The organism is Bartonella sp. AP21QHHD, from assembly GCF_042196205.1.
In the GTDB taxonomy this organism is placed as follows: domain Bacteria; phylum Pseudomonadota; class Alphaproteobacteria; order Rhizobiales; family Rhizobiaceae; genus Bartonella.
The window spans coordinates 48,055-73,003 of record NZ_JBHIPT010000054.1; the positions used below are offsets into that span (position 1 = coordinate 48,055).

The 24,949-nt window shown below is 39.8% G+C and carries 26 protein-coding genes, 1 other RNA gene and 2 pseudogenes; 16 read left to right on the forward strand and 13 right to left on the reverse strand.

Going from position 1 to position 24,949, the window contains the following annotated elements; all coding sequences use genetic code 11:
• Nucleotides 1–293: 293 nt before the first annotated feature.
• Nucleotides 294–431 (reverse strand): hypothetical protein, encoded by a 138-nt coding sequence (locus tag ACFIMC_RS03925; protein WP_375638510.1) that lies wholly within the window; start codon nucleotides 429–431, stop codon nucleotides 294–296.
• A 1,338-nt stretch (nucleotides 432–1,769) separates the two neighbouring features.
• Between ACFIMC_RS03925 and ACFIMC_RS03930 the strand changes: the two genes are divergently transcribed.
• The 3 genes from ACFIMC_RS03930 to ACFIMC_RS03940 all read left to right on the forward strand — a co-directional run bounded on the left by ACFIMC_RS03930 (nucleotide 1,770) and on the right by ACFIMC_RS03940 (nucleotide 3,342).
• Nucleotides 1,770–2,141: a helix-turn-helix domain-containing protein gene (locus ACFIMC_RS03930; protein ID WP_375680875.1), complete on the forward strand. Its 372-nt coding sequence runs from the start codon at nucleotides 1,770–1,772 to the stop codon at nucleotides 2,139–2,141.
• Nucleotides 2,142–2,632: 491 nt separating this feature from the next.
• Nucleotides 2,633–3,004: a helix-turn-helix domain-containing protein gene (locus ACFIMC_RS03935; RefSeq protein ID WP_375680852.1), complete on the forward strand. Its 372-nt coding sequence runs from the start codon at nucleotides 2,633–2,635 to the stop codon at nucleotides 3,002–3,004.
• 158 nt (nucleotides 3,005–3,162) lie between these two features.
• Complete coding sequence (locus ACFIMC_RS03940) at nucleotides 3,163–3,342, forward strand: hypothetical protein (RefSeq protein WP_375680853.1); 180 nt, start codon at nucleotides 3,163–3,165, stop codon at nucleotides 3,340–3,342.
• A 90-nt stretch (nucleotides 3,343–3,432) separates the two neighbouring features.
• On the opposite strand, the gene ACFIMC_RS03945 is transcribed toward ACFIMC_RS03940, so the two are convergent.
• From ACFIMC_RS03945 to infA, 4 genes are all read right to left on the reverse strand, one after another.
• Nucleotides 3,433–4,641: an MFS transporter gene (locus ACFIMC_RS03945; protein ID WP_375680876.1), complete on the reverse strand. Its 1,209-nt coding sequence runs from the start codon at nucleotides 4,639–4,641 to the stop codon at nucleotides 3,433–3,435.
• 612 nt (nucleotides 4,642–5,253) lie between these two features.
• On the reverse strand, nucleotides 5,254–5,538 hold the full coding sequence (yacG, locus tag ACFIMC_RS03950; protein WP_375611670.1) for a DNA gyrase inhibitor YacG: 285 nt from the start codon (nucleotides 5,536–5,538) through the stop codon (nucleotides 5,254–5,256).
• A gap of 21 nt (nucleotides 5,539–5,559) precedes the next feature.
• Nucleotides 5,560–6,273 (reverse strand): Maf family nucleotide pyrophosphatase, encoded by a 714-nt coding sequence (locus ACFIMC_RS03955; RefSeq protein WP_375611669.1) that lies wholly within the window; start codon nucleotides 6,271–6,273, stop codon nucleotides 5,560–5,562.
• Between the two features lie 232 nt (nucleotides 6,274–6,505).
• Nucleotides 6,506–6,724, reverse strand: a complete 219-nt coding sequence (gene infA / locus ACFIMC_RS03960; protein WP_004857577.1) for a translation initiation factor IF-1 — start codon at nucleotides 6,722–6,724, stop codon at nucleotides 6,506–6,508.
• Between the two features lie 1,391 nt (nucleotides 6,725–8,115).
• Here infA and ACFIMC_RS03965 point away from each other — a divergent pair.
• The 3 genes and pseudogenes from ACFIMC_RS03965 (at nucleotide 8,116) to ACFIMC_RS03975 (ending at nucleotide 10,320) form a co-directional block, all read left to right on the forward strand.
• Nucleotides 8,116–8,481, forward strand: a pseudogene (locus tag ACFIMC_RS03965) (helix-turn-helix domain-containing protein).
• A 364-nt stretch (nucleotides 8,482–8,845) separates the two neighbouring features.
• Nucleotides 8,846–9,217 carry a helix-turn-helix domain-containing protein gene (locus ACFIMC_RS03970; RefSeq protein WP_375634921.1) on the forward strand — a complete coding sequence of 124 codons (372 nt, stop codon included), beginning with the start codon at nucleotides 8,846–8,848 and terminating at the stop codon, nucleotides 9,215–9,217.
• Between the two features lie 737 nt (nucleotides 9,218–9,954).
• On the forward strand, nucleotides 9,955–10,320 hold the full coding sequence (locus ACFIMC_RS03975; protein ID WP_375634536.1) for a helix-turn-helix domain-containing protein: 366 nt from the start codon (nucleotides 9,955–9,957) through the stop codon (nucleotides 10,318–10,320).
• A 1,080-nt stretch (nucleotides 10,321–11,400) separates the two neighbouring features.
• On the opposite strand, the gene ACFIMC_RS03980 is transcribed toward ACFIMC_RS03975, so the two are convergent.
• The 3 genes from ACFIMC_RS03980 to ACFIMC_RS03990 all read right to left on the reverse strand — a co-directional run bounded on the left by ACFIMC_RS03980 (nucleotide 11,401) and on the right by ACFIMC_RS03990 (nucleotide 12,979).
• Complete coding sequence (locus ACFIMC_RS03980; RefSeq protein ID WP_375630052.1) at nucleotides 11,401–11,523, reverse strand: hypothetical protein; 123 nt, start codon at nucleotides 11,521–11,523, stop codon at nucleotides 11,401–11,403.
• A 711-nt stretch (nucleotides 11,524–12,234) separates the two neighbouring features.
• The gene (locus ACFIMC_RS03985) at nucleotides 12,235–12,816 is read right to left on the reverse strand and encodes a disulfide bond formation protein B (RefSeq protein ID WP_375613594.1); all 582 of its coding nucleotides are present in this window, start codon (nucleotides 12,814–12,816) and stop codon (nucleotides 12,235–12,237) included.
• Nucleotides 12,817–12,826: 10 nt separating this feature from the next.
• The gene (locus tag ACFIMC_RS03990; protein ID WP_273790835.1) at nucleotides 12,827–12,979 is read right to left on the reverse strand and encodes a DUF5993 family protein; all 153 of its coding nucleotides are present in this window, start codon (nucleotides 12,977–12,979) and stop codon (nucleotides 12,827–12,829) included.
• An 823-nt stretch (nucleotides 12,980–13,802) separates the two neighbouring features.
• Here ACFIMC_RS03990 and purE point away from each other — a divergent pair.
• From purE to ACFIMC_RS04010, 4 genes are all read left to right on the forward strand, one after another.
• A complete protein-coding gene (gene purE / locus ACFIMC_RS03995; protein ID WP_375610656.1) occupies nucleotides 13,803–14,300 on the forward strand; it encodes a 5-(carboxyamino)imidazole ribonucleotide mutase in 498 nt (165 codons plus the stop codon).
• A gap of 1 nt (nucleotide 14,301) precedes the next feature.
• Nucleotides 14,302–15,507 (forward strand): 5-(carboxyamino)imidazole ribonucleotide synthase, encoded by a 1,206-nt coding sequence (locus tag ACFIMC_RS04000; protein ID WP_375680855.1) that lies wholly within the window; start codon nucleotides 14,302–14,304, stop codon nucleotides 15,505–15,507.
• A 1,166-nt stretch (nucleotides 15,508–16,673) separates the two neighbouring features.
• Nucleotides 16,674–17,048, forward strand: coding sequence for a hypothetical protein (locus ACFIMC_RS04005; RefSeq protein ID WP_375680856.1), 375 nt, complete (start codon nucleotides 16,674–16,676; stop codon nucleotides 17,046–17,048).
• On the forward strand, nucleotides 17,041–17,214 hold the full coding sequence (locus tag ACFIMC_RS04010; RefSeq protein WP_273790839.1) for a hypothetical protein: 174 nt from the start codon (nucleotides 17,041–17,043) through the stop codon (nucleotides 17,212–17,214). Before ACFIMC_RS04005 ends, ACFIMC_RS04010 begins: the two co-directional genes overlap by 8 nt.
• 148 nt (nucleotides 17,215–17,362) lie before the next feature.
• Here the strand turns inward: ACFIMC_RS04010 and ACFIMC_RS04015 are convergent, their stop codons facing one another.
• Together ACFIMC_RS04015 and ACFIMC_RS04020 are read right to left on the reverse strand one after the other, a co-directional pair.
• On the reverse strand, nucleotides 17,363–17,650 hold the full coding sequence (locus ACFIMC_RS04015) for a hypothetical protein (RefSeq protein WP_375685659.1): 288 nt from the start codon (nucleotides 17,648–17,650) through the stop codon (nucleotides 17,363–17,365).
• Nucleotides 17,640–17,798, reverse strand: coding sequence for a hypothetical protein (locus tag ACFIMC_RS04020; protein WP_375685661.1), 159 nt, complete (start codon nucleotides 17,796–17,798; stop codon nucleotides 17,640–17,642). The genes ACFIMC_RS04015 and ACFIMC_RS04020 overlap by 11 nt, the downstream gene beginning before the upstream one ends.
• Before the next feature lie 648 nt (nucleotides 17,799–18,446).
• On the opposite strand from ACFIMC_RS04020, the gene ykgO reads away from it, so the two are divergent.
• Together ykgO and ACFIMC_RS04030 are read left to right on the forward strand one after the other, a co-directional pair.
• The gene (gene ykgO, locus ACFIMC_RS04025; RefSeq protein ID WP_004863016.1) at nucleotides 18,447–18,572 is read left to right on the forward strand and encodes a type B 50S ribosomal protein L36; all 126 of its coding nucleotides are present in this window, start codon (nucleotides 18,447–18,449) and stop codon (nucleotides 18,570–18,572) included.
• 156 nt (nucleotides 18,573–18,728) lie between these two features.
• The gene (locus ACFIMC_RS04030) at nucleotides 18,729–19,514 is read left to right on the forward strand and encodes a tetratricopeptide repeat protein (RefSeq protein WP_375631458.1); all 786 of its coding nucleotides are present in this window, start codon (nucleotides 18,729–18,731) and stop codon (nucleotides 19,512–19,514) included.
• Between the two features lie 757 nt (nucleotides 19,515–20,271).
• Here ACFIMC_RS04030 and ACFIMC_RS04035 read toward each other — a convergent pair.
• Nucleotides 20,272–20,424: a hypothetical protein gene (locus tag ACFIMC_RS04035; RefSeq protein WP_375613598.1), complete on the reverse strand. Its 153-nt coding sequence runs from the start codon at nucleotides 20,422–20,424 to the stop codon at nucleotides 20,272–20,274.
• A 179-nt stretch (nucleotides 20,425–20,603) separates the two neighbouring features.
• On the opposite strand from ACFIMC_RS04035, the gene ssrS reads away from it, so the two are divergent.
• The 4 genes from ssrS to ACFIMC_RS04055 all read left to right on the forward strand — a co-directional run bounded on the left by ssrS (nucleotide 20,604) and on the right by ACFIMC_RS04055 (nucleotide 22,759).
• Nucleotides 20,604–20,764: non-coding RNA, 6S RNA (ssrS, locus tag ACFIMC_RS04040), on the forward strand.
• A gap of 256 nt (nucleotides 20,765–21,020) precedes the next feature.
• Nucleotides 21,021–21,230, forward strand: coding sequence for a hypothetical protein (locus ACFIMC_RS04045; protein WP_375636923.1), 210 nt, complete (start codon nucleotides 21,021–21,023; stop codon nucleotides 21,228–21,230).
• Between the two features lie 83 nt (nucleotides 21,231–21,313).
• Nucleotides 21,314–21,919, forward strand: coding sequence for a 5-formyltetrahydrofolate cyclo-ligase (locus ACFIMC_RS04050; RefSeq protein WP_375613632.1), 606 nt, complete (start codon nucleotides 21,314–21,316; stop codon nucleotides 21,917–21,919).
• A gap of 18 nt (nucleotides 21,920–21,937) precedes the next feature.
• Nucleotides 21,938–22,759, forward strand: a complete 822-nt coding sequence (locus ACFIMC_RS04055) for a TIGR00282 family metallophosphoesterase (protein ID WP_375613599.1) — start codon at nucleotides 21,938–21,940, stop codon at nucleotides 22,757–22,759.
• A 340-nt stretch (nucleotides 22,760–23,099) separates the two neighbouring features.
• On the opposite strand, the pseudogene ACFIMC_RS04060 reads toward ACFIMC_RS04055, so the two are convergent.
• Together ACFIMC_RS04060 and ACFIMC_RS04065 are read right to left on the reverse strand one after the other, a co-directional pair.
• Nucleotides 23,100–23,455: pseudogene (locus ACFIMC_RS04060) on the reverse strand (helix-turn-helix domain-containing protein).
• Between the two features lie 281 nt (nucleotides 23,456–23,736).
• Complete coding sequence (locus ACFIMC_RS04065) at nucleotides 23,737–24,129, reverse strand: helix-turn-helix domain-containing protein (RefSeq protein ID WP_375680859.1); 393 nt, start codon at nucleotides 24,127–24,129, stop codon at nucleotides 23,737–23,739.
• Nucleotides 24,130–24,949: the final 820 nt, after the last annotated feature.

A 24,949-nucleotide genomic window follows, 5' to 3' on the forward strand; every position in this document is an offset into this window, starting at 1 on the left:
TCCACGCCCCCCTTTTCTCTCCCATCACACATTTACGACTTACAGCACTCTTCATTCCAGCTTCCCTCCTCGATTAACAAGCTCTCGTTCTCCCCCCATTTATCTCACCCCATCCATGCAAAAACCCAACGTGCCCCCAAAATTAGCTCACCTCATCATCATACTTTCCAGCGTATTTTCTCCATTCTCACCCCCTTTCAAAACCACAGCACCCTTTAATAAAAGCCTCACCCTCCCTCTTCTATCACCCTCACACCATCCCTTCACGCATCCCTTTAAACTACCCCCACCTCTTATCCACACCCTCCCCCTTGTCCATAGGCACTCTCCCATTCCACGCACTCCTTTTTCTCTCCCATCAAACATTTACGACTTACAGCACTCTTCATTCCAGCTTCCCTCCTCGATTCACAAGCTCGTTCTCTCCCCATTTATCTCACCCCATCCATGCAAAAACCCAACGTGCCACCAAAACACGCACAATGCATAAATCCATAAATCCTCCTCTTCACTTTAACAGATTCACATTTTTACGCTTTTACACATTCACAGAAAACAGCCAACGAAAGATTCACCCCACGCACTGCTCTGTAAACACTGCTCTGCAAAAATCTGATTTCTTGTCTATTAGATTCCCCTGCTGATTATTTCATATGGCTATCCCACATATCAAAAAATGCTGTTTCATCAGACAAGACAAATAAGCCCTTCCTCCAAATATTCTCCACATACTCTTCTCCAGAAAACGCACTTAACACCCCTTTTCATCCCAGCTTTCCCCTCTCCACTCACAAATGCATTCCCCCATTTATCTCACCACATTCCACGCCAAATAAAAGTATACACAAAGCACAAATCCCCCGCATCATTTTACGGATATACGTTTTAACGCTTTTACGTTATTACAGAAGTCAGCCAAATAAAATTTCCACATCACCACCCCGCACCGCACTGTAAACACTGTTCTGAAAACGAACCCAGCTTTTTGCCTAGTACCTTACAGTCTCCCCCCCAAAAAAGACAGCACTTCACCAGGCTCAACAAATCAAGCCCTACCCTGAATATTCAAGCTCTTCACTCCTCCTTCAAATAGCGCCGTTTTACGGTATAACAGAATAGAAAATTTTTCATTTTTCTTGCCAATTTTCTGAAATTACTTTATCACTTAAAGTGTAATTTTGATCGTCCACGCAGCGATCAACAGGGAACTAAAAGCCCTAAACCCTAACGTACAATTGAGCCCACTTTTTCGAATATCCTTAGAATTCTGGGAGATTTTGCTATGTCCAGGTGCGTTTCCGCACTAAAAGCAAAAAGCTGACTAGGGTTCAGTACTTGTTACTCCCGGAATACCAATGCGAGGGCGCTCGCAACCGGAGGGGGGCTTGAAGTGCAAACCAAAAATCCACATTTTATCGACATTTTGATAGGTAAAAGCGCGATTTATAATCCATATTTCGCACTTTTTAAAAAGTACCCAATCTTATAGTCTTTGAGATTATTTTGATTTTTCTTGCCAATCTTCTGAAATTACTTTATCACTTAAAGTGTAATTTTGATCGTCCACGCAACGATCAACAGGGAACTAAAAGCCCTAAACCCTAGCGTACAATTGAACCCACTCTTGTGGGTATCCCGGGATTCCGGGAGTTTTTGCTATGTCCAGGTGCGTTTCCGCACTAAAAGCAAAAAAGCTGACTAGGGTTCAGTACTTTTAGACTCCCGGAATACCAATGCGAGGGCGCTCGCAACCGGAGGGGGGGCTTGAAGTGCAAACCAAAAATCCACATTTTATCGACATTTTGATAGGCAAAAGAATTCGTCAAAGAAGAATTGCCATGAGCCTTTCTCAAAAAGAATTAGGAAGCCATTTAGGTGTCAGTTTCCAACAAATCCAAAAATACGAAAAAGGCTTCAATCGTGTAAGCGTAGGGTATTTACTCAAAATCGCTCAAAAACTAGAAGTTCCCGTAAACTTTTTTTATGCAGATATTGCTACAAAAGAAGATCTTCCCACAAAAGAAACTCTCTTACACCACGACCAATACACCTATAGCGAAAAAGAACACACCCTTTTAAAAAATTTTAGAGACCTCCAGCCGAAAAAACAAAAAGCAATCTTGTGGTTGATTTCTGATTAAGCAAAAGCACAACAATCAACATTATTCGTTAATCCCTCTAAAATATAAGCTTCAGATCACGCCCCCTCAAAGGAGAGTGCTTCAAAAGGCGCTACAAACAAGCCCACCCCTAAAATATTCAACACACACGCGCCCATACCTAGATACGGAAATTGATATGCCTGATATCAACCTCAAAAAGCATTTTTTCACAGCATAAGAGGATAATTCTTGAGATCCAAAAATATTTTCATTTCTCTTGCCAATCTCCTGAAATTGCCTTATGAATAAATACTGTAAGTTTGGTCATATACGCGACGACCAATAGGGAACTGAAAACCCGAAGACTTGACACATGAATTTATCCCGCTTTGCGGGTATCCCGGAATTCCGGGAGATTTTGCTATGTCCAGGTGCGATGAGCACTAAAAGCAAAAAGCTGAGTCAAGTCAGTGTTTTCAGACTCCCGGAATACCAATGCGAGGGCGCTCGCAACCGGAGGGGGGCTTGAAGTGCCAACTAAAAATCCATATTTTATCGACATTCTGATAGGCAAAAGAATCCGCCACAGACGCATTTCAATGAGCCTTTCGCAAAAAGAATTAGGAAGCCATTTAGGTGTCAGTTTCCAACAAATCCAAAAATACGAAAAAGGCTTCAATCGTGTAAGCGCAGGATGTTTACTCAAAATCGCTCAAAAACTGGAAGTTCCTATAAGCTTTTTTTATGCAGACATTGCCACAAAAGAAGATCTTCCCACAAAAGAAACTCTCTTACACCACGACCAATACACCTATAGCGAAAAAGAAAACACTCTTTTGAAAAATTTTAGAGACCTCCAGCCGAAAAAACAAAAAGCAATCTTGTGGTTGATTTCTGATTAGGAAAAAGAGCAACAATTAACATACCCCCCTGCCTAAAGTTTCCCATACCTGATATCACCATACCTCCAAGAATGATATTTTACGGCATATAAGATAATTCACACTATAGCTCCTCGTTTTCTGTTTCCATTATTGCTTCAAGTCAAGCTGATTAAGGATTGGCAGCTGAGTTTTTAAGTTTGACTATTAGTAGCAAAGCGGAGTTAAACAAAAATGACATTGTCGCTCAAAACCATGCCCCCAATTGCATTTACGAAACGGTGGAACAGTGTCAAGAAGGCAAAGCCCCGAAAAAAACATATGAGCGTTTAAGTAAAAATCAAAAATTGAATCTATAACGTTGAAAAAGCTGCTCTATGTTGGATTATCTCCACGTCCTCTAAATCTCAGAAAAATGATTTAAAACATTTGTTTTATTGATGAGCCAATCATTGAGATCGAACAATTAACAAAGAACGGTTCAGCAATATCCTGATAGCCAATAAACAGAATAATCCACTCAATCCAGAAAGAAGGAACAATTTTCCAGCCGAAGTGTGACCTAAAACAAACGCTCCAACAAACGGCGCCACCAACATAGCTAAATTTTGTATAGACTGCACCCATCCGGAAGCCAATCCAATCTGTTCATTGAAATTGCTTACCAGATAAACATTAGAAGATATGGAAAAGTAAGCGCTAACCATTCCAATAAGGAAAAAACAGAGCAACAAAGTCTCAATACGGAGTAAATCAAAGTAAAAAAAGCACACTGAGATCATGACAAAACCAATCATTGTTGACATTGCCGGCATTAACAACTCTGATATTTTGCCTGTAAGGGGTTTATACTTTGATTGTTTCACACTCCAAAATCCATAGAGAAAATTACCGATTGCCGAAGCCGATACCAGCATCCCAAGAGCCTGTTTATTCATTTTCATTGCACTAAGAATAACCGGCAACTGATTATTCACCATAAAGATCATGGCAAAATACACAAACATCACCGCCACATAGGCATACCAAGTTGTCCCATAAAGCCTCTGCTTTGATTTTATGGTATTCGCTGTTTTTATCATGAGCGACGAGACAGGTTGTGCACCAAGACAACAAAACACCATAAAGCCTAGCAATGTCAAAAATCCCGAAAACAATAAAGTATAGGTATCTGATAAAAGTATGGACAGAGCACTCCCCAAAGCAGGTCCTATCATCTTTGCTGCGCTATTGATCATGTTAAGCACAGAATAGTAACGAGTCCGTCCGTTTTCAGACACCGAATTTGCACTAAGAACGGAAATTGCAGGCATGGCTAAACTGTTGAATGTCGCTCGAATAACTGCCAGTATAATAAATCCTTGCAGACTCGTCGCCATCAATAAACCGACAGTACAGAGTGCCCGTAACAGCAGTGACGCCCGCAACCAATGGATCATAGAACGGTGACTTACCAACATTCCAATTGGCTTAGACAGAACGATACCAGGTAATAATGTTGCCGCTCCAATAAAAGCGACATCATATTGATCAGCTTTCCACGTGAACACAGATACGGTCAAAATCACGATATAATCAATCCAACCGCCAAATGACACCACGCCATTACCCAGCAAAAGCACCAACAAGCGATTTTTTACTGCCCCGTCTCTTTGCACCAAAACACGCACCCCTTCTTTTTCGTTAGCAATACTGCTTAGATGATCAATTCTTCCTCATACCCTAAAGGCACCAACAGCTTTCACGCAACAAAGCACCAACAAGCGATTTTTTACTGCCCCGTCTCTTTGCACCAAAACACGCACCCCTTCTTTTTCGTTAGCAATACTGATTAGATGACCAATTTTTCCTCATACCCTAAAGGCACCAACAGCTTTCACGCAACAAAGCACCAACAAGCAACTTTTTATTACCACGTCTCTTTGCACCAAAACACGCACCCCTCTTTTTTCGTTAGCAATACTGATTGGACTATCAATTTTTCCTCACACCCTAAAGGCACCAACAACTTTCACGCAACAAAGCTCCATCGACCTTCATGCAACAAAGCAATTTATAATTATCCATGGTAAACAAAACCTCTGGAGATAAGTCTTAGATATGTATTAAAACTTCCATCGTTGATTGAACTTAATCTGCGTCTTTGCGAATGACGATAATAAGCAAGCCGTTAATCCAGCTCTTAAATACATTTACGATAATCCCGCGCGCCTCCCCTTCAGTTTCCACACAAAAAAAACGCTTTAGCGTTCTTTTCTCAAGAGAACTCTTTATTCTTCTTCATCACTTACTTGTGGTGGGGGTGGTAAAATATAAGAGCCTGAAAGCCAACGATTAAGATCAATAGCTCGGCACCGTGTGGAACAAAAAGGATAAGAAGATTTTTGTGACATCTGACCACAAATAGGACAAGGATGCGGAGGACGGGTCTCTTTTTGCAAATTTAGCTCTTTTTGTTCTTGGCACACCTTTGTCATTGGCTTCTTCATTAACTTTTCTTCTGTTGCTTTTTTTTCATTTTTGCTTTTCTCTTTTTGTTGCTTTTCACCTTGCATTGATCTTACCTTAAAGTTTTTCTAATGCGTTTGTTCAGCCCAGTGAGTGAAAAGTGGATAGTGATAAGCGGTCAAGAGATCGGCTGTTTCAGCCAAAGGCAATCCCACAACATTAGAATAAGAACCCGTGATATGGACAACAAAAGCCCCTGCTTTTCCTTGGATAGCGTAGCCACCTGCTTTCCCTTGCCATTCTCCTGAAGCAAGGTAAGCCTTCATCATGGCAGAGGTTAAGCGTCTAAAGCGAACACGACTTTCAACCAATTTTACGGTTATTTTTCCACGTTCATTGAGCGCACAAATGGCACCATAGACCTTATGCGAACGCCCAGAAAGGTATCGTAAACATTCATAAGCCTCATCCTCGCTTTCTGGTTTGGGGAAAATGGTCCGCCCAACAGCCACCACCGTATCAGCCGCCAAGATAATCATTTTCTGTCCAGGTAATTTTTCTTGACCATTCTGCAACTCGTCTTGACCATTCTGACTGTACCAGCGCAAAATTTTTTGGGCTTTCAGTGCTTTTTCTTTTGCCAAACGTTTGGCAAGGTTTGCAGGATGTTCTTTTAATTTTGGCGTTTCATCAATATCGCTTGCATAAACCTGCTGGGGATCAATCCCTATTTGTGCCAAGAGCGCTAAACGCCTTGGCGAAGCGGAGGCAAGCACCAAATGAATTTCTTCTGTAAGAGTATCTGCCAAACGTTTTTCCCCCCACTCTCTTATATTTCTCATTTCCACCCCTTCACAATTGACTTCCCTCTCACCCCCTTTTAAGCGCGCCCCTTTAGCCTCCCTTTTAAGCGCTATTGATCTCCTTATCCTTTTTCCGCATCGATTTTACAGTTTTTCAAGGCTCTTCAAACACTCCCCTTTTTTCACTCATGAAAAGCAAACTAAAAAACTGTTAAAAAATAATAGAAATAATATGATAGCTTTTAGAAAAAAGTGCAAGCCACCCACGAGGCTACTTATAGCGATATGTAATACGCCCTTTTGTCAAATCATAAGGTGTCATTTCCACCATGATTTTATCACCGGCCAACACCCGTATACGATTTTTCCGCATTCTACCAGCGGTATGAGCAATAATTTCATGATCATTTTCCAGTTTCACACGAAACATCGCGTTAGGTAAGAGTTCAGTAACGATACCAGAAAATTCTAAAACTTCTTCTTTTGACATAAACAAACATTTCCTTTACAGTGCACATATTTTGTTAAGCTGCGCGTTATTTCCAGCGTTCATATCCTATTTTCTTAAGTTTGTGAATAAAAATTCCACAAAAAGGGAAAGGTTTTTCAAGTTTACTCTCTCATGTTCTCAAAAAACGTCATCCCACACCTTAAGAATAAAAACTTTTTTTTCACCAATTTTACCCGCTAATTTCCTTCAATTTTTATGATGATTTTGGTTTCAGTGTGACAAGAAATTACGCTAATTTTTTCCCCTAAAGCATTTTCCCAACACCTCTGACTAATTCCTCCACAACTTACGAACAATCATCCTCTCTCCAACTTTTCCTCACCTTCCACACCTTAAACATGCGCCCTTCAGATAAACACCACTCTCCCCCCACGCCAGAAGCCCTTCCTTTTCTCAAAAACCTTCTCCATTCTTCACACACCATTCACAACATGCTTCACCGCCCCACACTTCATACTCTACGCATTTCCTATAAAGCCTTCCCCATTTTCTCTCTCTTCACACGCTTCCTCTAAGCCACTCCTTCCATTTATGTTGTTCTTCCTACCTTCGAAAACACGATCCCTATACATTGCGTATCATTAACCACAACGCCCCTAACAACATAAAGCCTTTCCTTTTTCACGAATATACGTTTTCACGCTTTTACAGATTCACAGAATAAAGCCAAATGAAACTTCCACACCGCACCACTCTATAAACAATAGTATTACCCCAGCTTCTTGCCTAGCCAATCTCCCCCAAGCACTTCAGATCACCCACCCTCAAACGAGATTATTTCATCAAACGCGACAAAAAAATCCAGCCTAAAATACTCATCATACACTCTAAAAAACACCTTGATAAATTGATATGCCTGATATCACCCCCCCTATAAGCTTCCCTTCTAATCATGATTTCGGAGCCGCGTGAGAGGGACAAAACAAGCCGTTAAGTTCTGGGGGTCAAGGACGCCGTTAGGCGCCATGTAATGGTCTCCTTGACCTTAAGAACCTAGGATTGTTAGTCCCCTCATTAAAAGCGGGTCTGATCTCATGATTTTGGTGAGCGTTCCGGAGAGTTTGAGAGGCGGAAAGCCTCTCATTAAAAAATAAAGTTTATAAATAAAAACTATTTTCATTTGCCAATCTCCTGAAATTACTTTATCACTTAAAAGGTATTTTGATCGTCTACGCAGCGATCAAGAGGGATTCAAAAACCCTAAGCTCTAGCGTAAAATGAGCCCACTCTTGTGGGTGTCCCGGAATTCCGGGAGTTTTTGCCATGTCCAGGTGCTTTAAGCACTAAAAGCAAAAAAGCTGACTAGAGCTCAGTATTTTGACTCCCGGAATACCAATGCGAGGGCGCTCGCAACCGGAGGGGGGCTTGAAATGCAAACCAAAAATCCACATTTTATCGACATTCTGATAGGCAAAAGAATTCGTCAAAGAAGAATTGCCATGGGGCTTTCCCAAAAAGAATTAGGAAGCTATTTAGGTGTCAGTTTCCAACAAATCCAAAAATATGAAAAAGGCTTCAATCGTGTAAGCGCAGGGTGTTTACTCAAAATCGCCCAAAAACTGGAAGTTCCCATAAGCTTTTTTTAGGCAGATATTGCCACAAACGAAAATCTTTCAACACATGCAGCTCACTATGATAAAGAAACATACAGCGAAAAAGAACATTCCCTTTTGAAAAATTTTAGAGAGCTCCAGCCGAAAAAACAAAAAGCAATCTTGTGGCTGATTTCTGATTAAGCAAAAGAGTAACAATTAATATTATTCCATTCATATACCCCCTTAAGTCAAATTCAAACCAGCACTCCACACCCCTCCAAATCACGCCATTTTATGGGATATTGATTTTTCTTGCCAATTTTCTGAAATTGCCTTATAAATGAATACTGTAATTTTGGTCGTATACGCAACGATCAATAGGGGATCAAAAACCCGAAACCTAAAACATGAATTTATCCCACTTTTGTGGGTATCCCGGAATTCCGGGAGTTTTTGCTATGTCCAGGTGCTTTAAGCACTAAAAGCAAAAAGCTGATTTAGGTTCAGTATTTTTGACTCCCGGAATACCAATGCGAGGGCGCTCGCAACCGGAGGGGGGCTTGAAGTGCAAACCAAAAATCCAAATTTTATCGATATTCTGATAGGCAAAAGAATTCGTCATAGAAGAATTGCCATGGGACTTTCCCAAAAAGAATTAGGAAGCTATTTAGGTGTCAGTTTTCAACAAATCCAAAAATATGAAAAAGGCTTCAATCGTGTAAGCGCAGGGTGTTTACTCAAAATCGCCCAAAAACTGGAAGTTCCCATAAGCTTTTTTTATGCAGATATTGTGACAAAAGAAGATGTCTCAGTAGAAAAAATTGCCTCACACCATGATCAAGAAACATACAGCGAAAAAGAACATTCCCTTTTGAAAAATTTTAGAGAGCTCCAGCCGAAAAAACAAAAAGCAATCTTGTGGCTGATTTCTGATTAAGCAAAAGAGTAACAATTAATATTATTCCATTCATATACCCCTTAAGTCAAATTCAAACCAGCACTCCACACCCCTCCAAATCACGCCATTTTATGGGATATTGATTTTTCTTGCCAATCTCCTGAAATTACTTTATGAATTAGCCTGTGTTTTTTGGTCGTCTACGCAGCGGTCAATAAGGAGTTGTATTCCTTAAAACTTAACACATAAACAATTATGGCTATCCCGGAAATTCCGGGGGCTTTTGTTATGTACAAGTGCTTTAAGCACTAAAAACAAGAGACTGTTTAAGTTCAGTGAATCCAACCTCCCGGAATACCAATGCGAGGGCGCTCGCAACCGGAGGGGGGCTTGAAATGCAAACCAAAAATCCACATTTTATCGACATTTCTGATTAAGCAAAAGACGCGATTTATAATCCATATTTCGCACTTTTTTAAAAAGTACCCAATCTTATAGTCTTTGAGATTATTTTGATTTTTCTTGCCAATCTCCTGAAATTACTTTATTGATAAGCACGTGTTTTTGATCGTCCACGCAACGATCAAATAGGGAGCTAAAAGCCCGAAAGCTTAATACATAAATTTATCCCGCATTGCGGGTATCCCGGAATTCCGGGAGATTTTGCTATGTCCAGGTGCTTTAAGCACTAAAAGCAAAAAGCTGATTAAGCTCAGTACTTTTAGACTCCCGGAATACCAATGCGAGGGCGCTCGCAACCGGAGGGGGGGCTTGAAGTGCAAACCAAAAATCCAAATTTTATCGATATTCTGATAGGCAAAAGAATTCGTCATAGAAGAATTGCCATGGGACTTTCCCAAAAAGAATTAGGAAGCTATTTAGGTGTCAGTTTTCAACAAATCCAAAAATATGAAAAAGGCTTCAATCGTGTAAGCGCAGGGTGTTTACTCAAAATCGCCCAAAAACTGGAAGTTCCCATAAGCTTTTTTTATGCAGATATTGCCACAAAAGAAAATCTTTCAACACATGCCGCACACTATGATCAAGAAACATACAGCGAAAAAGAACATTCCCTTTTGAAAAATTTTAGAGAGCTCCAGCCGAAAAAACAAAAAGCAATCTTATGGTTGATTTCTGATTAAGCAAAAGTGCACACAAAGCATAAATTCTCCGCATCATTTTACGGACATACGTTTTTATTTTACGGATCAACGTTTTGATGCTTCTCCACATTTACAGAAAGCAGCCAAACGAAACTTTCAAATTCCCCCCGCATCACTTTGTAAACATAGGTTTGTCAACAATACAGCTTCTTACTCTAGCCAATTCCCCTGCTGATTTCAGATCACGACACCACAAAGGATAATGTTGCATCAAACGCGACAGATACGTCCTATTTTAAAATATTCTTGCCCCTTCACCACCCTAAAGTAAGAACACGCAAAGCACCGGTCAATCCCACTTCAAAAACAACTTTCCCCACACCCTCTCTCCTCTCTCGTCAACACACCCGCCTCTTCATCCAAGCTTCCCCCCTTCATAAAACTCTTCATCCCCACACCCCAATCTTCTCTCCACATTCCATGCCATGATAAAATCATACACCACGCATAAAGTCCCAGCTTCCTTTTTTACACATTTCCGTTTTTCCGCTTTTGCATATTTACAGAAAGCAGAAAATCTGTAAAAAATGCATTATACAATAACGTTTTCAACAACTGTCATCAAAATCTCGCCTCCCTTTTCATCTAAATCCCCCTATTTTCACTTAAATCATAGATATAAACCGCCTTATTATTGTATTGAGCAGCATAAAATTTTTCGAAAAATTCTAACGATCAAAAGGGTGCATAAGAAGCATTTTACGACTTTTAAAAGAATTTTTATTTACACCCAGTGCTTTTTTGTAACGTAGAAGAGCACATTTAATTAATTGACTATAAGAAAGTTTGAAATAAGAGAAGCTTTTCGTTTTTCTCGTTCAACATCCACAACGATAACTCCTTCTTATAAATCAATTTTTTTCGTAATACAAAACGCACCAAAAGGAATAGACTTGTGTTGCATATTCACGCGCTTGTTTTAAAGAAAGATCTCTCAACGCTCATCACACCCATTTTGCAAAACGCCGCCCGTAAAGAAATGGTTAAAGCCCCCATGAAGTGTATAAAATCCTTTCAGCCCTCCCCTATCTTTACGCTTATGGAAAAACACGTTTACGCTTATGGAAGAACAAGGCCGGCATCATCACAAAAACTCTGCCAGCTCCCAATGTTGCAGACAGCCTTCGGTTCAAGAGATAATTCATTAAAGGCATGCCTTTCTTGTACAGTTTTGACCCACATGCACGCCCCACCACTTATGATGTATAAGCCAAGTAATTTTAATTGATTTAATATGAGAGAACTGGTGATGAAAAATTTTATTATATTCAGCAACGCGCTTCACGGTAAAAAAATGGTTATTTATTATTATAAATCAATATATTAATAAAGAAGAGAGTCATCATCAAGACGCTTACCTTTTTCTAAAAAAGGCTTCACACTGAAAGAAAACATCTAAAACTTAGATAAAAAAAAAGGTTTGCCTCTAATAAACAAACCTCTGCAGAAAATTATTCACATAACTTTCAAAATTTTAAATTAATCCCTCTAGAAGCAATAAAAACGCTTTAGAAGCACCAAAATGAATACAAAGATCAATTTAACACAATGTTAAGAAAAATCAAGAACAAAAAATTTTTATCGTTAATGCACCTTTAAAAAACGAGGCTTTTTAACCTACGCGGCTCAAAAGTCCGGGGCTTCTCTACAAACGCCTCCAAGCCAATCAATCCCTTCATCTCTCTCAAAAGACAGCATAAAAGGTTCACAATACAAGTCTTCGCTAAAAAAATATCAATCGCCAGCGCTCATAAAAGCCAGCGTTGGTATAAAAGATCAGATTATCGAACAATCTTGCTAAAATGTCTTCCCAATAAATAAAAAAGAAGCGGATTCTTAAATATTTCCGCCTCTTTAACAATAAAAATTATGATGAGGGATTATTAAAAAATTTCAAGACTGTGAAGGGAACCAATTTGATAACAATTCATACCTTACAGGATCATCGGCACACTGTCCACCACCACATTCCAGTATGGTAGAAATCAAATTTGCCGCAATCAAAAACACAAATAAAAAACTTGCCGCTTTACTCAAGACTGGAAAAGGAGAAAATTCTTTGAACTTGTGTGCCAATTCGCCTAAAATCATGACAAATGAGACAGCAAAGATACAAAGGACAGAAATAATGAAAGCCCAAGTATAAAAATGCAATCCAAAGAACGTTGAACCATATCCTAAATCATCGGGTGTGATATGCAAAAACACTTGCCGTGCTGCCACAGCACTGGTTACCATACAACCAAGAATAACCATACCATAATGGGTATTTTTCACCTTATGGTGAATATTGAGCAAGAACCCACAACCTGCCAGCATCAATCCAACGCGCTGCAGCAAACAAAGGGGACAAGGTAACTCAAACTTTACCAATTGATAATAAAAAGCCACCACCAAGACAATAGATAACCCAAAGAGTCCTAGCGTATTCATAAAGATGACGAAGTGAGGATTTTTTTGTTCAACATGTTCCATGGCTATTCTCTCAAAAAGATAAATTTAAAGTGGAAGTTGCGTGATGATTGAAAGTGAGAAGAATGACAACGAATAAAATTGCCCACAAAGCATAACTTATATTTTTTTTACCACACATAGTCGTTACTGCAGTACCTAAAGCGATTAAAAATGGAAGAAACATAGCTTTTAAATCTCCTTTACATCCGTTGTTTAACTCTTATTTATTTCAGCGTTCACCATATTACAAAATTGGGCAAAAAAGAGACCATGGATTTATTATTCACAATTCGTCACTCGCGATTGATATTGCCATTATATTTAAGTGAAAAAACGATATAATCGCTCAGAAGCACATCTCAACAAAAGCGTTAAAAGCACAAAAGCGTTGATTATTCGCTTCCCCTTATATCAGCCATTGTTAAAGATATATCGACAATTATAAAGATTATATCCCCTATAAAGATTATATCCCCCCACTCACAAAAGAATCACTTGAACAACAAAATAAATAGGCTTTGAAATCGAGAGCTATACATCTCTTTTTTTCTCAAAAGAATATCCTCATTTTGCAACACATTTTTGACATAAAAATCTCTTTTTCTCATAAGCAATGTTTCAAATTGCAACAGATTTTATATCATATGGTGATCTTGTTTATTTTAGCAAATAAAAAATAAGACATTTTTTTAAAAAAAACTTATAATCAATGGCTTTTCCCCAATACATTTTTCCCTCTTATCTTAAATAAAAGACAATACCGCAAGCTCAACAGCCTCATGGGTCCCACGCCACCCCGTGACATTGCCCTCCCCCCTCACAAGAAGTGCTTCATTCCTTCAATACTTTAGTTTTTCATCTCTCGAGATCCCCTTTAAATTTTTAGCTTTCCACCTTATTTGAAAAATAACTGTTTCTCTGTCATCAATTGGCTTTGCAAAAAGAATATAAAACTTTAAAAAAAATAATGATAAAGAATCGCATTGAACCTTTGAAAAGGATAGAGAATGATGAAAAAATCATGTGATGTGGCGATTTTAATGGGGAGCCAATCGGATTGGCAAACGATGTGCCATAGTGCAGATATTTTGACGAATCTTGGTATTTCTCATAGTTCGCATATTGTCTCAGCACACCGAACTCCTGAACGCCTTTATCAATTTGCAAAAGAAGCAAAAGAAGCAGGGTTTAAAGTTTTAATTGCCGGTGCGGGGGGTGCAGCGCATCTTCCAGGTATGTTAGCAGCCCTTACTCCTCTTCCTGTTTTTGGCGTTCCAGTGCATTCTCACTCTCTTTCTGGTCAAGATTCTTTGCTTTCAATCGTGCAAATGCCAGCAGGGATACCCGTCGGCACATTAGCAATTGGCAAAGCAGGTGCAATTAATGCAGCACTTTTAGCCGCAGCCGTTATGGCCGTTTATGACCATGATCTCGCCCAACGATTAGAAGATTGGCGTCAACAACAAACAGCCAATGTCGCCCAAACGCCTGTAACGGAGGTTTAAAATGGCACCGTTTTTCAACACCTCCTCAGCCAACACCACCTCGTCCAACACCACTCCCTCCAACACCACCTCGTCCAACACCACCTTAGCCAACACCACCTCGTCCAACACCACTCCCTTCACCATGTTACCTCCAGGCAGCGTCATTGGTTTAATCGGGGGGGGACAATTAGCGCGGATGCTCGCCATAGCGGCCGCAGAATTAGGATTTCGAACCGTTATTTTTTGCCCTGAAGCCGATTGCCCAGCCGCTCAAACAGCAAACAACCATATTGTTTCCTCCTATGACGATATATCAGCTTTAGATCATTTTATTTCTCAGTGTGATGTTGTCAGCTATGAATTTGAAAATCTTTCGCTTCAAACGGTTCAATATGTAGAAAAGAGTAAGCCTGTTTATCCTTCTTCCAAAGCATTAGAGATCACGCAAGATCGACTTTTTGAGAAGCAATTTTTGCGTGATCAAGGGATTGGCACTGCGTTATGGCACGCTGTTGACAATTCTTCTTCTCTTCTTTCCGCTCTTGATACCTTAGGCGGACGTGGTCTTTTAAAGACGCGTCGTTTTGGTTATGACGGAAAAAACCAGATCAAGCTTGATCACCCAGATGAACAAACCCTTGACGAAGCCTTAAGGACTTTTCAGGAACAGCCTTGTATTTTAGAAGAAATAGTCCCTTTTTTATCGGAAATTTCGGTTCTTTCGGCACGTACAAAACAAGGAGAACATATTTTTTATGACTGCCCTGAAAATCAACACAAAAATGGTATTCTTCATAAGTCCTTTGTTCCATCACATATTCCACTTGACGTGCAAAAAGCAGCTCAAGAAATCAGTGTAACAGTCATGGATGCCCTCGATTATGTTGGTGTTCTTTGTATTGAACTTTTTGTCTTAACGAATGGTCATCTTTTAGTGAATGAATTAGCACCGCGTGTCCATAATTCTGGTCATTGGACACAAAAGGCATGCATAACTTCACAATTTGAACAGCATATCCGTGCTATTTGCGGACTTCCCTTAGGCAGTCCCTATCGCCATAGCGATTGCCAAATGACCAATCTTCTTGGTAACAATTTTAGCACGTTAAAATATTTTCTGAAGCAAGAGCGCACCTCGATCCATTTATATGGCAAAAGCACTGTTCACCCCAACCGCAAAATGGGGCATATCATCCAATTACTGGGACCAGCCAACAAATCTTAAGCCCACATATATACAAATACTTTTTCACACTTTTCCCCTAAATGAACTGAAAAAACAACCTCTCCCCCCACACCGATATCCATCGGCTTCAAAAGCGCCCCTAACCTTTTAATTCTCCCCTGAAAGGGCGTGAAGCCCTCCTACAAGCTCCTTCTCTTCCATGCCCCCACCCTCAAAGATACAAAACCACACCAATCAACAATCCAACAGCTCCTCCTCCTTTTCTCAAAAACATCCCCCCACGACTAAAAGCAATTCACCAGCCCCCAAGTTCATCACCCCTCCACCTTCCACCGCATAAATATTCCCCCATAACATACGCAGCCCCTTCATTTTTCTTTTAATGCCAATCTTTAGGCCTTTTAATTCCAACCTTTAGAGGATAAACTTACCTCTTGCGGCCTATAGAGAGCATTCTAACAATGCGTTCTCATTGCCTCTAGTCTCCCTTTTTATGTTCATTTTTTCACAAAATTGCCAAGCGCTCCGCACCACCCCTTGAGTTTCATGTCAAAGATATCATTACAGTACTAAGCTTATCCATCATAGCAATATCCTCTCTCCCCTCATAAGGCGATATTACCTGTGTCGTATTTTCTAGGGCTTGAAGCGTCTCTCCTTATTTCATTTCGCGATAAAGCTTAAAATAACAGATGTACATACACTACACACCGAAAGAAAACCGTAAATTTAGCTTACACTCTAAAACAACAACCGTTTAAAATATCACTCACTTTAATATCTGTAATATTTGTCACCTTCGTTATGTCTATCGCCTTCGTTCTTTCCCCTATAAAGTTACATTATTCAAATTTGAGTGCCTAACAGCACTCAAGGACGAAGATTTCTGTGCCAATCTGTCAACAATCAAGCTTTTCTTAAGTAAATTCAACCGGCTAAACACTTCAATATTAAATGCCTCTTCGCCTATAGTTTAGTGATAAAATATAATTGTACTCACAAAACGAATCTTTTATATAGCGGCACGAAAAATTGTACATGCCTCATAATAATAAAGGGAAGATGCGCTACAGACGTAGCAAGTCATTCGTATTATAATTATAACAAGTACAGAAATCTTTTTTCATTTCATAAAAATAGTCTGAGAAACTGAGTTATTCGCTTTATCAAAAGACAAAACCTTCAAGAAACAAACGAATATCAACATGACAAAACCAAACCTATCAAATGCATCACCAAAAGAACAAAATGATACATCTTCTCAATGGGACTTAGTCCTCGATATCCAAAAAGAAGTTAAGGAAACATTAAAGGCTGGTGTTGTTTCACTGGGAGAATTTATATTCATAATCTTTATAAGCGTCTGTTTATACATTTTTCTCTCAATATTAGGCCATGCGGATAAACCTCAGATGAATGTAACAACTGCAATCGGGCTGATATGCGGATTAATTCTGTACGGTTCGATACCAATCTCTTTGGTGCTACGGATCATAGTAAAGAAGAAACTGAAAAAAGTAATGAAACAACTAGACGAAGCGGTTGCTAATCAAAATATAATAAGGAGAGAAAATGACTGAAGCTATAATATTAGGGCGCATTCTAGGGATCATTGTCGGTTGTGCAATAATAACATTATCCGTTTGGCTTGTTTATTCTACCATTAAATATCGAAAACTGTACCGTAAAGCGCTTACAGGACTAAACTTAGCAATTCAAAAATGGAATAAAGAAATTAATAAATAAAAAAATTCGTGAAAAACGTGGTATTAAAATACCATAATCCTTATTTTCATATTTCTAGACGTATTTAATGTGATTACCAGTTATTGATGACCCATATTGAGGGTATGAGATTTTTCATAAGGGGACGTTTGAAACTATAGGCATGATATTATGTGCGTATAGCCAATACAAGAAACAATTCCAACGGCTCCCCCTCTTCCCCCACTTCAAGCATTTCAGCCGGCGCACGCACCTGACAGGGCTTCACAAGCCCGCAACAAACAAGCCCCTTACGTTTTAAGAAGTCCCCCTTTGCCCTTAACGACAAAAAACCACACCACTTCAACAATCCAACGGCGTCCCCTCTTCCCCCCACTTCAAGCATTTCAGCCGGCGCATGCACCTGATAGGGCTTCACGAGCCCCCACAAACAAGCCCCTTGCGTTTTAGAAGCCACACCTTGCCCTTAACGACAAAAACCCACACCACTTCAACAATCCAACGGCTCCCCCTCTTCCCCCCACTTCAAGCATTTCAGCCGGCGCATGCACCTGATAGGGCTTCACGAGCCCCCACAAACAAGCCCCTTGCGTTTTAGAAGCCACACCTTGCCCTTAACGACAAAAACCCACACCACTTCAACAATCCAACGGCTCCCCCTCTTCCCCCCACTTCAAGCATTTCAGCCGGCGCACGCACCTGACAGGGCTTCACGAGCCCGCAACAAACAAGCCCCTTACGTTTTAAGAAGCCACCTTGCCCTTAACGACAAAAACCACACCAAATCAACAATCCAACGGCTCAACAGCGCTCCTGATCTTTCAACACTCCCTAACAGAGCTTATTTGTTTAAAGCTGACAAGGCTTTTACTTTTTTCCACTCTTTGTGCTTTTTTGTGTCCTTTTTTTACGAGAAAATTTTTACCTTCAAGGCCAACCCTTAACACACCCTAAGGAATTTGTAAGGGATATACCCTTGACAAGAATAAGACTTCTTGTTAAATCTCTCCTACTTTTTTGCAATTTTCACTTATCGTTGTGCTAATGAAGTGGTTAATGCGTACCTTAAGAGTGCGCTTTTCTTTTTGTGATCACAGTGAAAAAGTGTATCGTGTGATGTTATCATGCAAGTACGATATCGCAATGCAATGCTCATAGAGTAAGCAGTCTATTGGGGTTGTAATATTGTATTTTCGTGTTTTAATATTGTATTATAGTATTGTGTTACGTAAACTATTTAAACGGTGAATATGATGAAAATTAAAAATTCGCTTAAAGCACTAAAAGAGCGCCACCGTAACAATCGTTTGGTGCGTCGTAAGGGTCGTGTTTATATTCTTAATAAAACGAACCCACGTTTTAGAGCACGTCAGGGCTAATTCTTTTAGGACTAATTTCTTTAGGATCAATGTTTTTATGCCTACTTTAATTGTAGGCTTAAAAAATTTTTTTGCGTTTTTTTGGTTATAAGTCCGTTGATTACAAGTCTAGTATTTGATAATATTTGGTGATTTATCTTTTGGGGGCTTGTTTTTATGGATTCTTTTATTTTTTTAAAAGCCTTTCGATTTTTTCAGCTGCGTTTTTTCTGTATTTTTCAGCGTGCGTTTTTTCTTTTTTTTGTTGGTGTTTTTTGTTTTGTTCCCTCGAGCTATGGGCAAAATCCTCCTTCTCTTCCTGAAGATCGGCCTTCTCCACAATCGCTTTTACCATTAGATGATCTTATTCCCAATTCTCCTCCCCCTTCCTCAACGCCCTCCGATTCTGATTCCTCGGCGGTTATTCTTGAAGATCTTGACAAAGAGCAGCTTTCCCATGTTGACAGAGTTAAGCAACGCAAAGAAGCAGAAATTTCACGTTTACTCAAAGAATTGAAATATTGTGCTGATGTTGCTAAAGCGAAAAAGATCAGTCAACAACTTCAACATTTATGGTCCCAATCGGGGAGTGAGACGATTGATCTTTTAATGTCATGGGCTGAAAATGCACTCAACAGCGACGATTATGGACTTGCGCTTGATTATATTGACAATGCTCTTGCACTTTTACCTACTCATTCTGAAGCTTGGGTAAGGCGTGCTTGGATTCACATTCAACTGAATGATTTCAAGCTTGCCCTGCTTGATCTCAACCATGCTCTTGAGCTTGAGCCGCGCAATTATAGTGCTTTTTTTGAACTTGGTGTTGTCATGGAAGCAACGGAGCGTCCAAAACTTGCTCTTAAAGCTTATGAAACAGCATTGGATTACTATCCACAAATGCGCAGGATTCAAAAGCGCGTGCAAGCTCTATTAGACGAACAATCACCCCAAGCTCTTTAAAACCATTCAAGAACAAGACACTTTACGGCATGCTTTCAAACCTAGATAAGACGCAAGCCGGCTTCACATTCCACTCAATAAACTGCCCCTGCTTATAACCCCCCCAATTGACAGTGTCTTTTTTTGAAACTTAGCCATTACCATGGAAGCAACAGAGCGTTCAAAACTTGGCTCTTAAGATTGATGAAACAGCATTGGATTACACTCCACAAATGCGCAGGATTCAAAAGCGCGTGCAAGCTCTATTAGACGAACAATCACCCCAAGCTCTTTAAAACCATTCAAGAACAAGACACTTTACGGCATCCTTTCAAACCTAGATAAGACGCAAGCCGGCTTCACATTCCACTCAATAAATTAAAAGCCCCCTGCTTATAACCACACCCCCCACACACAATTGACAGTGCCTTTTTTGAATTTGAACTTTTTTTGTATTACAGGCAGCGTCCAAACACTTCCAATATACTTCCTTCAGAATTTCTTCTCATAGCAAGCATACGGGCTTCACGCCTAAGTCCTCTTCACGCCGTTTCTTCTTTTCACACCTTCCATCATGGATAAAAAAATTTGTAAACACGATCCTCAAAAAATACTTTTTGAAAAAAGCTTAAAACATCGCTTAGCGCCTCTGATAAACTGTCATCGTCTGTTTTTTATTTTTGAGCTTCAACCATAGCAGCACATACCGTATCGGCTCTCCTCCACCCCTCAAAGTTGATAAAACAGCCCTGAAATATGGCTTCACAAAGCAAAAACTTCAAAGGTGCAACACCAATTCAACCAACATCCTTGAAATAAGAAATATTCCTTTCAAAACTCCTCCAAGCATTACCCCCGAAACATAAAAATCAAGCATTGTCGCAAAAGAGCTAATCAAGCCATTGCCAATAAACCGTTCTACGTCACTCAATCACCCACCCCCACTCATATTTTTTGCTTTTTTACTTTGAATAAGCCATCCATCATACAGCCATTTCGAGCAACCACCAGCAAGGTTATAAAAACTCTCCTGAAATACTTTATGAAAAAGAAGAGAGCGAGGTTATTTTATCCCTAGCAGAAACTCTGAAATTGTTTTATATTAAGGAGGGTGTTCTGCGCTTCTCGACAGGAAATAACGTATTCCTGAGACCTTAATGATCTCCAAGGGAGCTGTCCCTGATCAAGCCCGTGGGCTTTTTCATATGGCGCCCACCTATTTGTATAGGTTCCCGGGATCAGCTTTTTCCATCGGCTGTTGTGGATCACCCTTTATTTATATAACTTTTTTACATCAAATTTTTCCAGCTAAAATTGAGAGCGTCCTTTTACATAAGACCAATGACGATACTCTCTTTTCAAGAAATAAAAATTACGATAAGCTTTATTTTATAAAACAGACAGCACTTACAAAATAATCCCCTCTGTGAATCTGCTTCGCCCCTTCGCACGCAAGCAACGCAAAAGCGGCTTGTCGCACCAAAATACCCCCTAAAGAGCACACACTTTTTTTCATGCTTTTTTTTCATGAGCACAGCTCTTGTCCATACAGAGATTTACAAAACGCCAACAATGGATAAAATACCAGCATCTTATAAAACAATTGACGAGACAATGACAAATAATCCCCTCTGTGAATCTGCTTCATCCCTTCGCACGCAAGCAGCGCAAAAGCGGCTTGTTGCACCAAGATACCCCCTAAAGAACACACACTTTTTTCATGCTTTTTTTTCATGAGCACAGCTCTTGTCCATACAGAGATTTACAAAACGCCAACAATGGATAAAATACCAGCATCTTATAAAATAATTGACGAGACAATGACAAATAATCCCCTCTATGAATCTGCTTCATCCCTTCGCACACAGCAACGCAAAAGCGGTTTATCGCGTCGTGATGCTCTTTTAACAGAAGAGCGTGCACTCTTTTCGCAGCGTGCTTGTTGCCACTTTATTGAATACCTTGAAAAGAAGGGAACCGATTTTTCACGCCTCATTTTAGCAGGCTATTGGCCCATTAAATCGGAAATTGACCCGCGTCCTTTACTGGATGCTGTAGCGTTACGCGGTGGGCATTTAGCCTTACCAGCAGTTCTTGATTCCACCACCATGATTTTCCGTGCATTTTCGCCCAGCACGATTTTAGAGCCCATGCGTTTTGGCACCTTTGGTCCGGGTGCAGACAATGACGTTGTTGCCCCCAATAATATTATTGTTCCACTTTCTGCGTTTGATCGTCAATGTCACCGTCTTGGCTATGGAGGAGGATACTATGACCGTGCTGTTGCAGCTCTTGAAAAACAAGGGCATCAAATGACATTATGGGGCATAGGATTTTCATGTCAGGAGGTTTCCTCTATTCCCGCAGCAGAACATGATCTACAGGTACAAGGAATTTTTACAGAAAAAGGTTTCTTAAAATGTTAAAATGTGATTAAAGCGCCTATGCGTTTTTTATTTTTAGGTGACATTGTTGGTAGCACAGGCTGTAAAGCTGTTTTTGAACACCTTCCTCAACTGATTGAGAAATGGCAGCTTGATTTTGTTGTGGTAAATGGTGAAAATGCCTCTGGTGGTTTTGGTCTCACACAAGAAACGTATCAAGATCTTTTGATAACCGGTGTTGATGTTGTCACCACAGGTAATCATGCTTTTTCTCACAAAGAAGCATTGCAGTATGCCCATGAGAGTGATCGTTTTTTACGCCCTGCCAATTTTTCGAAAGAAACTCCTGGAAAAGGTTCTGGTGTTTTTACGGCAAAAAATGGCGCCCGTGTTCTTGTCGCCAATCTGTTGGGCAACGTTTTTATGCCGTGTAAAGTAGAAGATCCATTTGAAACAGCGGAAAATATTCTGCTTGCCTGTTCGTTGATGGAGCAAGCCGATACGATTATTTTTGACTTTCACGCAGAAACGACAAGCGAGAAGCAATGTTTTGGCCATTTTCTTGATGGTCGTGTAAGTGTTATCGTTGGCACACATACGCATATTCCCACGGCTGACGCGCAGATCTTAGAAGGTGGGAGCGCCTATTTAACAGATGCAGGCATGTGTGGAGATTATAATTCATCTCTTGGAATGGATAAAGAAGAACCCTTACACCGTTTTCTTTATAAGACGAAGCAAGATCGTTTTGAACCGGCATGTGGTCCTGCCACCCTTTGTGGTTTAGCGGTTGAGATTTCAGATCGCACCGGTTTAGCAGAAAAGGTCTCGGCGGTACGGATTGGTCCTCATTTAAAGCCTGAAGTTCCGGATTTTTGGTAGCTTCTTTTAAGCCACCCCTTTGATAGTTTCTTTCCAAGATTTTCTTTTGAGAACTCTATTTGGCAAGACGACTTTTCCAGCCCTTCCCAAATCCCTACTAAAAACACCCCGCCCTCCAATTTACCTAATACAGCAACTTTTCTAGCACAAATAAGTCACTCTTTAAAAAAAATAAAGGATAAAGGATAAAATTTTTCGTGATTTTTAAAACGATGAGAAGGAGGTTTTATTTGGAAATTTCTGCGGGGGGGGGGAGGAGAAATGTTAACCCCCTTCTCTAGAAAAAGCTTTATATAATAATTTATTATTTAGCAAGAGCCTCTTTAATCTTTTTTTAATTCTAACGAAAATTTAATCTTAAAATTGCTTTCTGCTTTTTAGGTTTGAGCTCTCTAAAACTTTTCAAAAGAATGTGCTCTTCTTTACTTGCGATCCCTTCATCACAGCAATACAAGACGTCTTCTTTTGTTGAGAGACCAGAATAAAAAAGGAAATGGGAACATTAAGAATGTCGGCAATCTCCTGTAAACGCCCTGCGCCTATACGATTAGAGCCTTTTTCATATTTTTGGATTTGTTGAAAAGTCACCCCTAACTGACTGCCTAATTGCTTTTGCGACATTCCCAGCATTGTTCTTTTAAAGCGAATTTTTCTGCCTATCGAAATGTCGTTAAAGTGTGGATTTTTAGTTTGCACTTCAAGCTCCCCTACCGGTTGCGAGCGCCCTCGCATTGGTATTCCGGGAGTCTGAAAGTACTGAGTTCGAATCAGCTTTTTTGCTTTTAGTGCTCATCGCACCTGGACATAACAAAAGCTCCCGGAATCTCGCGATACTTATAAAGCAGGCTAATGTCTCATCTTGGATTTTCAGGCTTTGGGTTCCACCATTCAACCACACTGTACGACGAGAACCTTGGTGCTTGTTCATAAAATAATTTCTGGAGACCAGCAATAAAAATTAAAACAGTGTTTTTATCTCATGAGACAATCAAACACAAAATTGCTTTCTGTTTTTGAGGTTTGAGCTCTCTAAAACTTTTCAAAAGGATGTGCTCTTCTTTACTTGCGATCCCTTCATCACAGCAATACAAGGCATTTTCTTTTGTCGAGAGATCCATATAGAAAAAAGAAATGGGAACATTGAGAATATCAGCAATTTCTTGTAAACGCCCCGCCCCTATACGATTAGAGCCTTTTTCATATTTTTGGATTTGTTGAAAAGTCACACCTAACTGACTGCCTAATTGCTTTTGCGACATTCCCAGCATTGTTCTTTTAAAGCGAATTTTTCTGCCTATCGAAATATCATTAAAGTGTGGATTTTTAGCTTTCACTTCAAGCTCCCCTGCCGGTTGCGAGCGCCCTCGCATTGGTATTCCGGGAGTCAAAAACACTGAATCCGAGTCAGCTTTTTTGCTTTTAGTGCTAGAGCGCACCTGGACATAGCAAAAACTCCCGGAATCCCGGGACACCCACAAGAGTAGGTTCATTTTTACGCTCGGATTTTAGGGGTTTTTGAATCCCTCTTGGTCGTTGCGTAGACGACCAAAGTTACCCTTTAAGGTATAAAGTAATTTCATGAAATTAGCAATAAAATTTAAAAACAGTCTTTATTTGTATTTTTATAAGAGGCAGATAACCTCTCATTTTTGATTAAATTATATACGAACGAAGTGAGCGCTATTTATTGAAATAAGTATAAGATCATAATCAAGAGATGCTAGACGTATTAGCTCGTAGTAAAAGCCTTTCATAGACATCATTAGCAAACAAGCAAAGAAATATCATGATAACAAAACCAATGACCATTGCTGTTTGGTGTTCATAGGGTGCAACTCTCGCTGTGTATCCCCAAAAAAGAAAAATAGGAATAAAACCAAGCCACCAACAAAGAAGTTTAAGAAGGCAAAAACTGGTTTACGAATGAATAATAAAATAAGGAAGATTGCGTAAAGCAACCTTTTAACTATTACAGCCAATATTCTACGTATTATCTTGAACACCCCACGCATTATAATTGATAAGATACTCTTTTTATGTCTTGATTTTTTTGGTGTTTGTCTTCTTAGCAGAAAGATCGCTCATGACTCCCCCATTTTCAAGCCACTATATTATAAAAATGTAATATAAAAATGATTTATCTCTAATTATATCATCCAAAAATACAACAATACTTTATTCATTTTAACT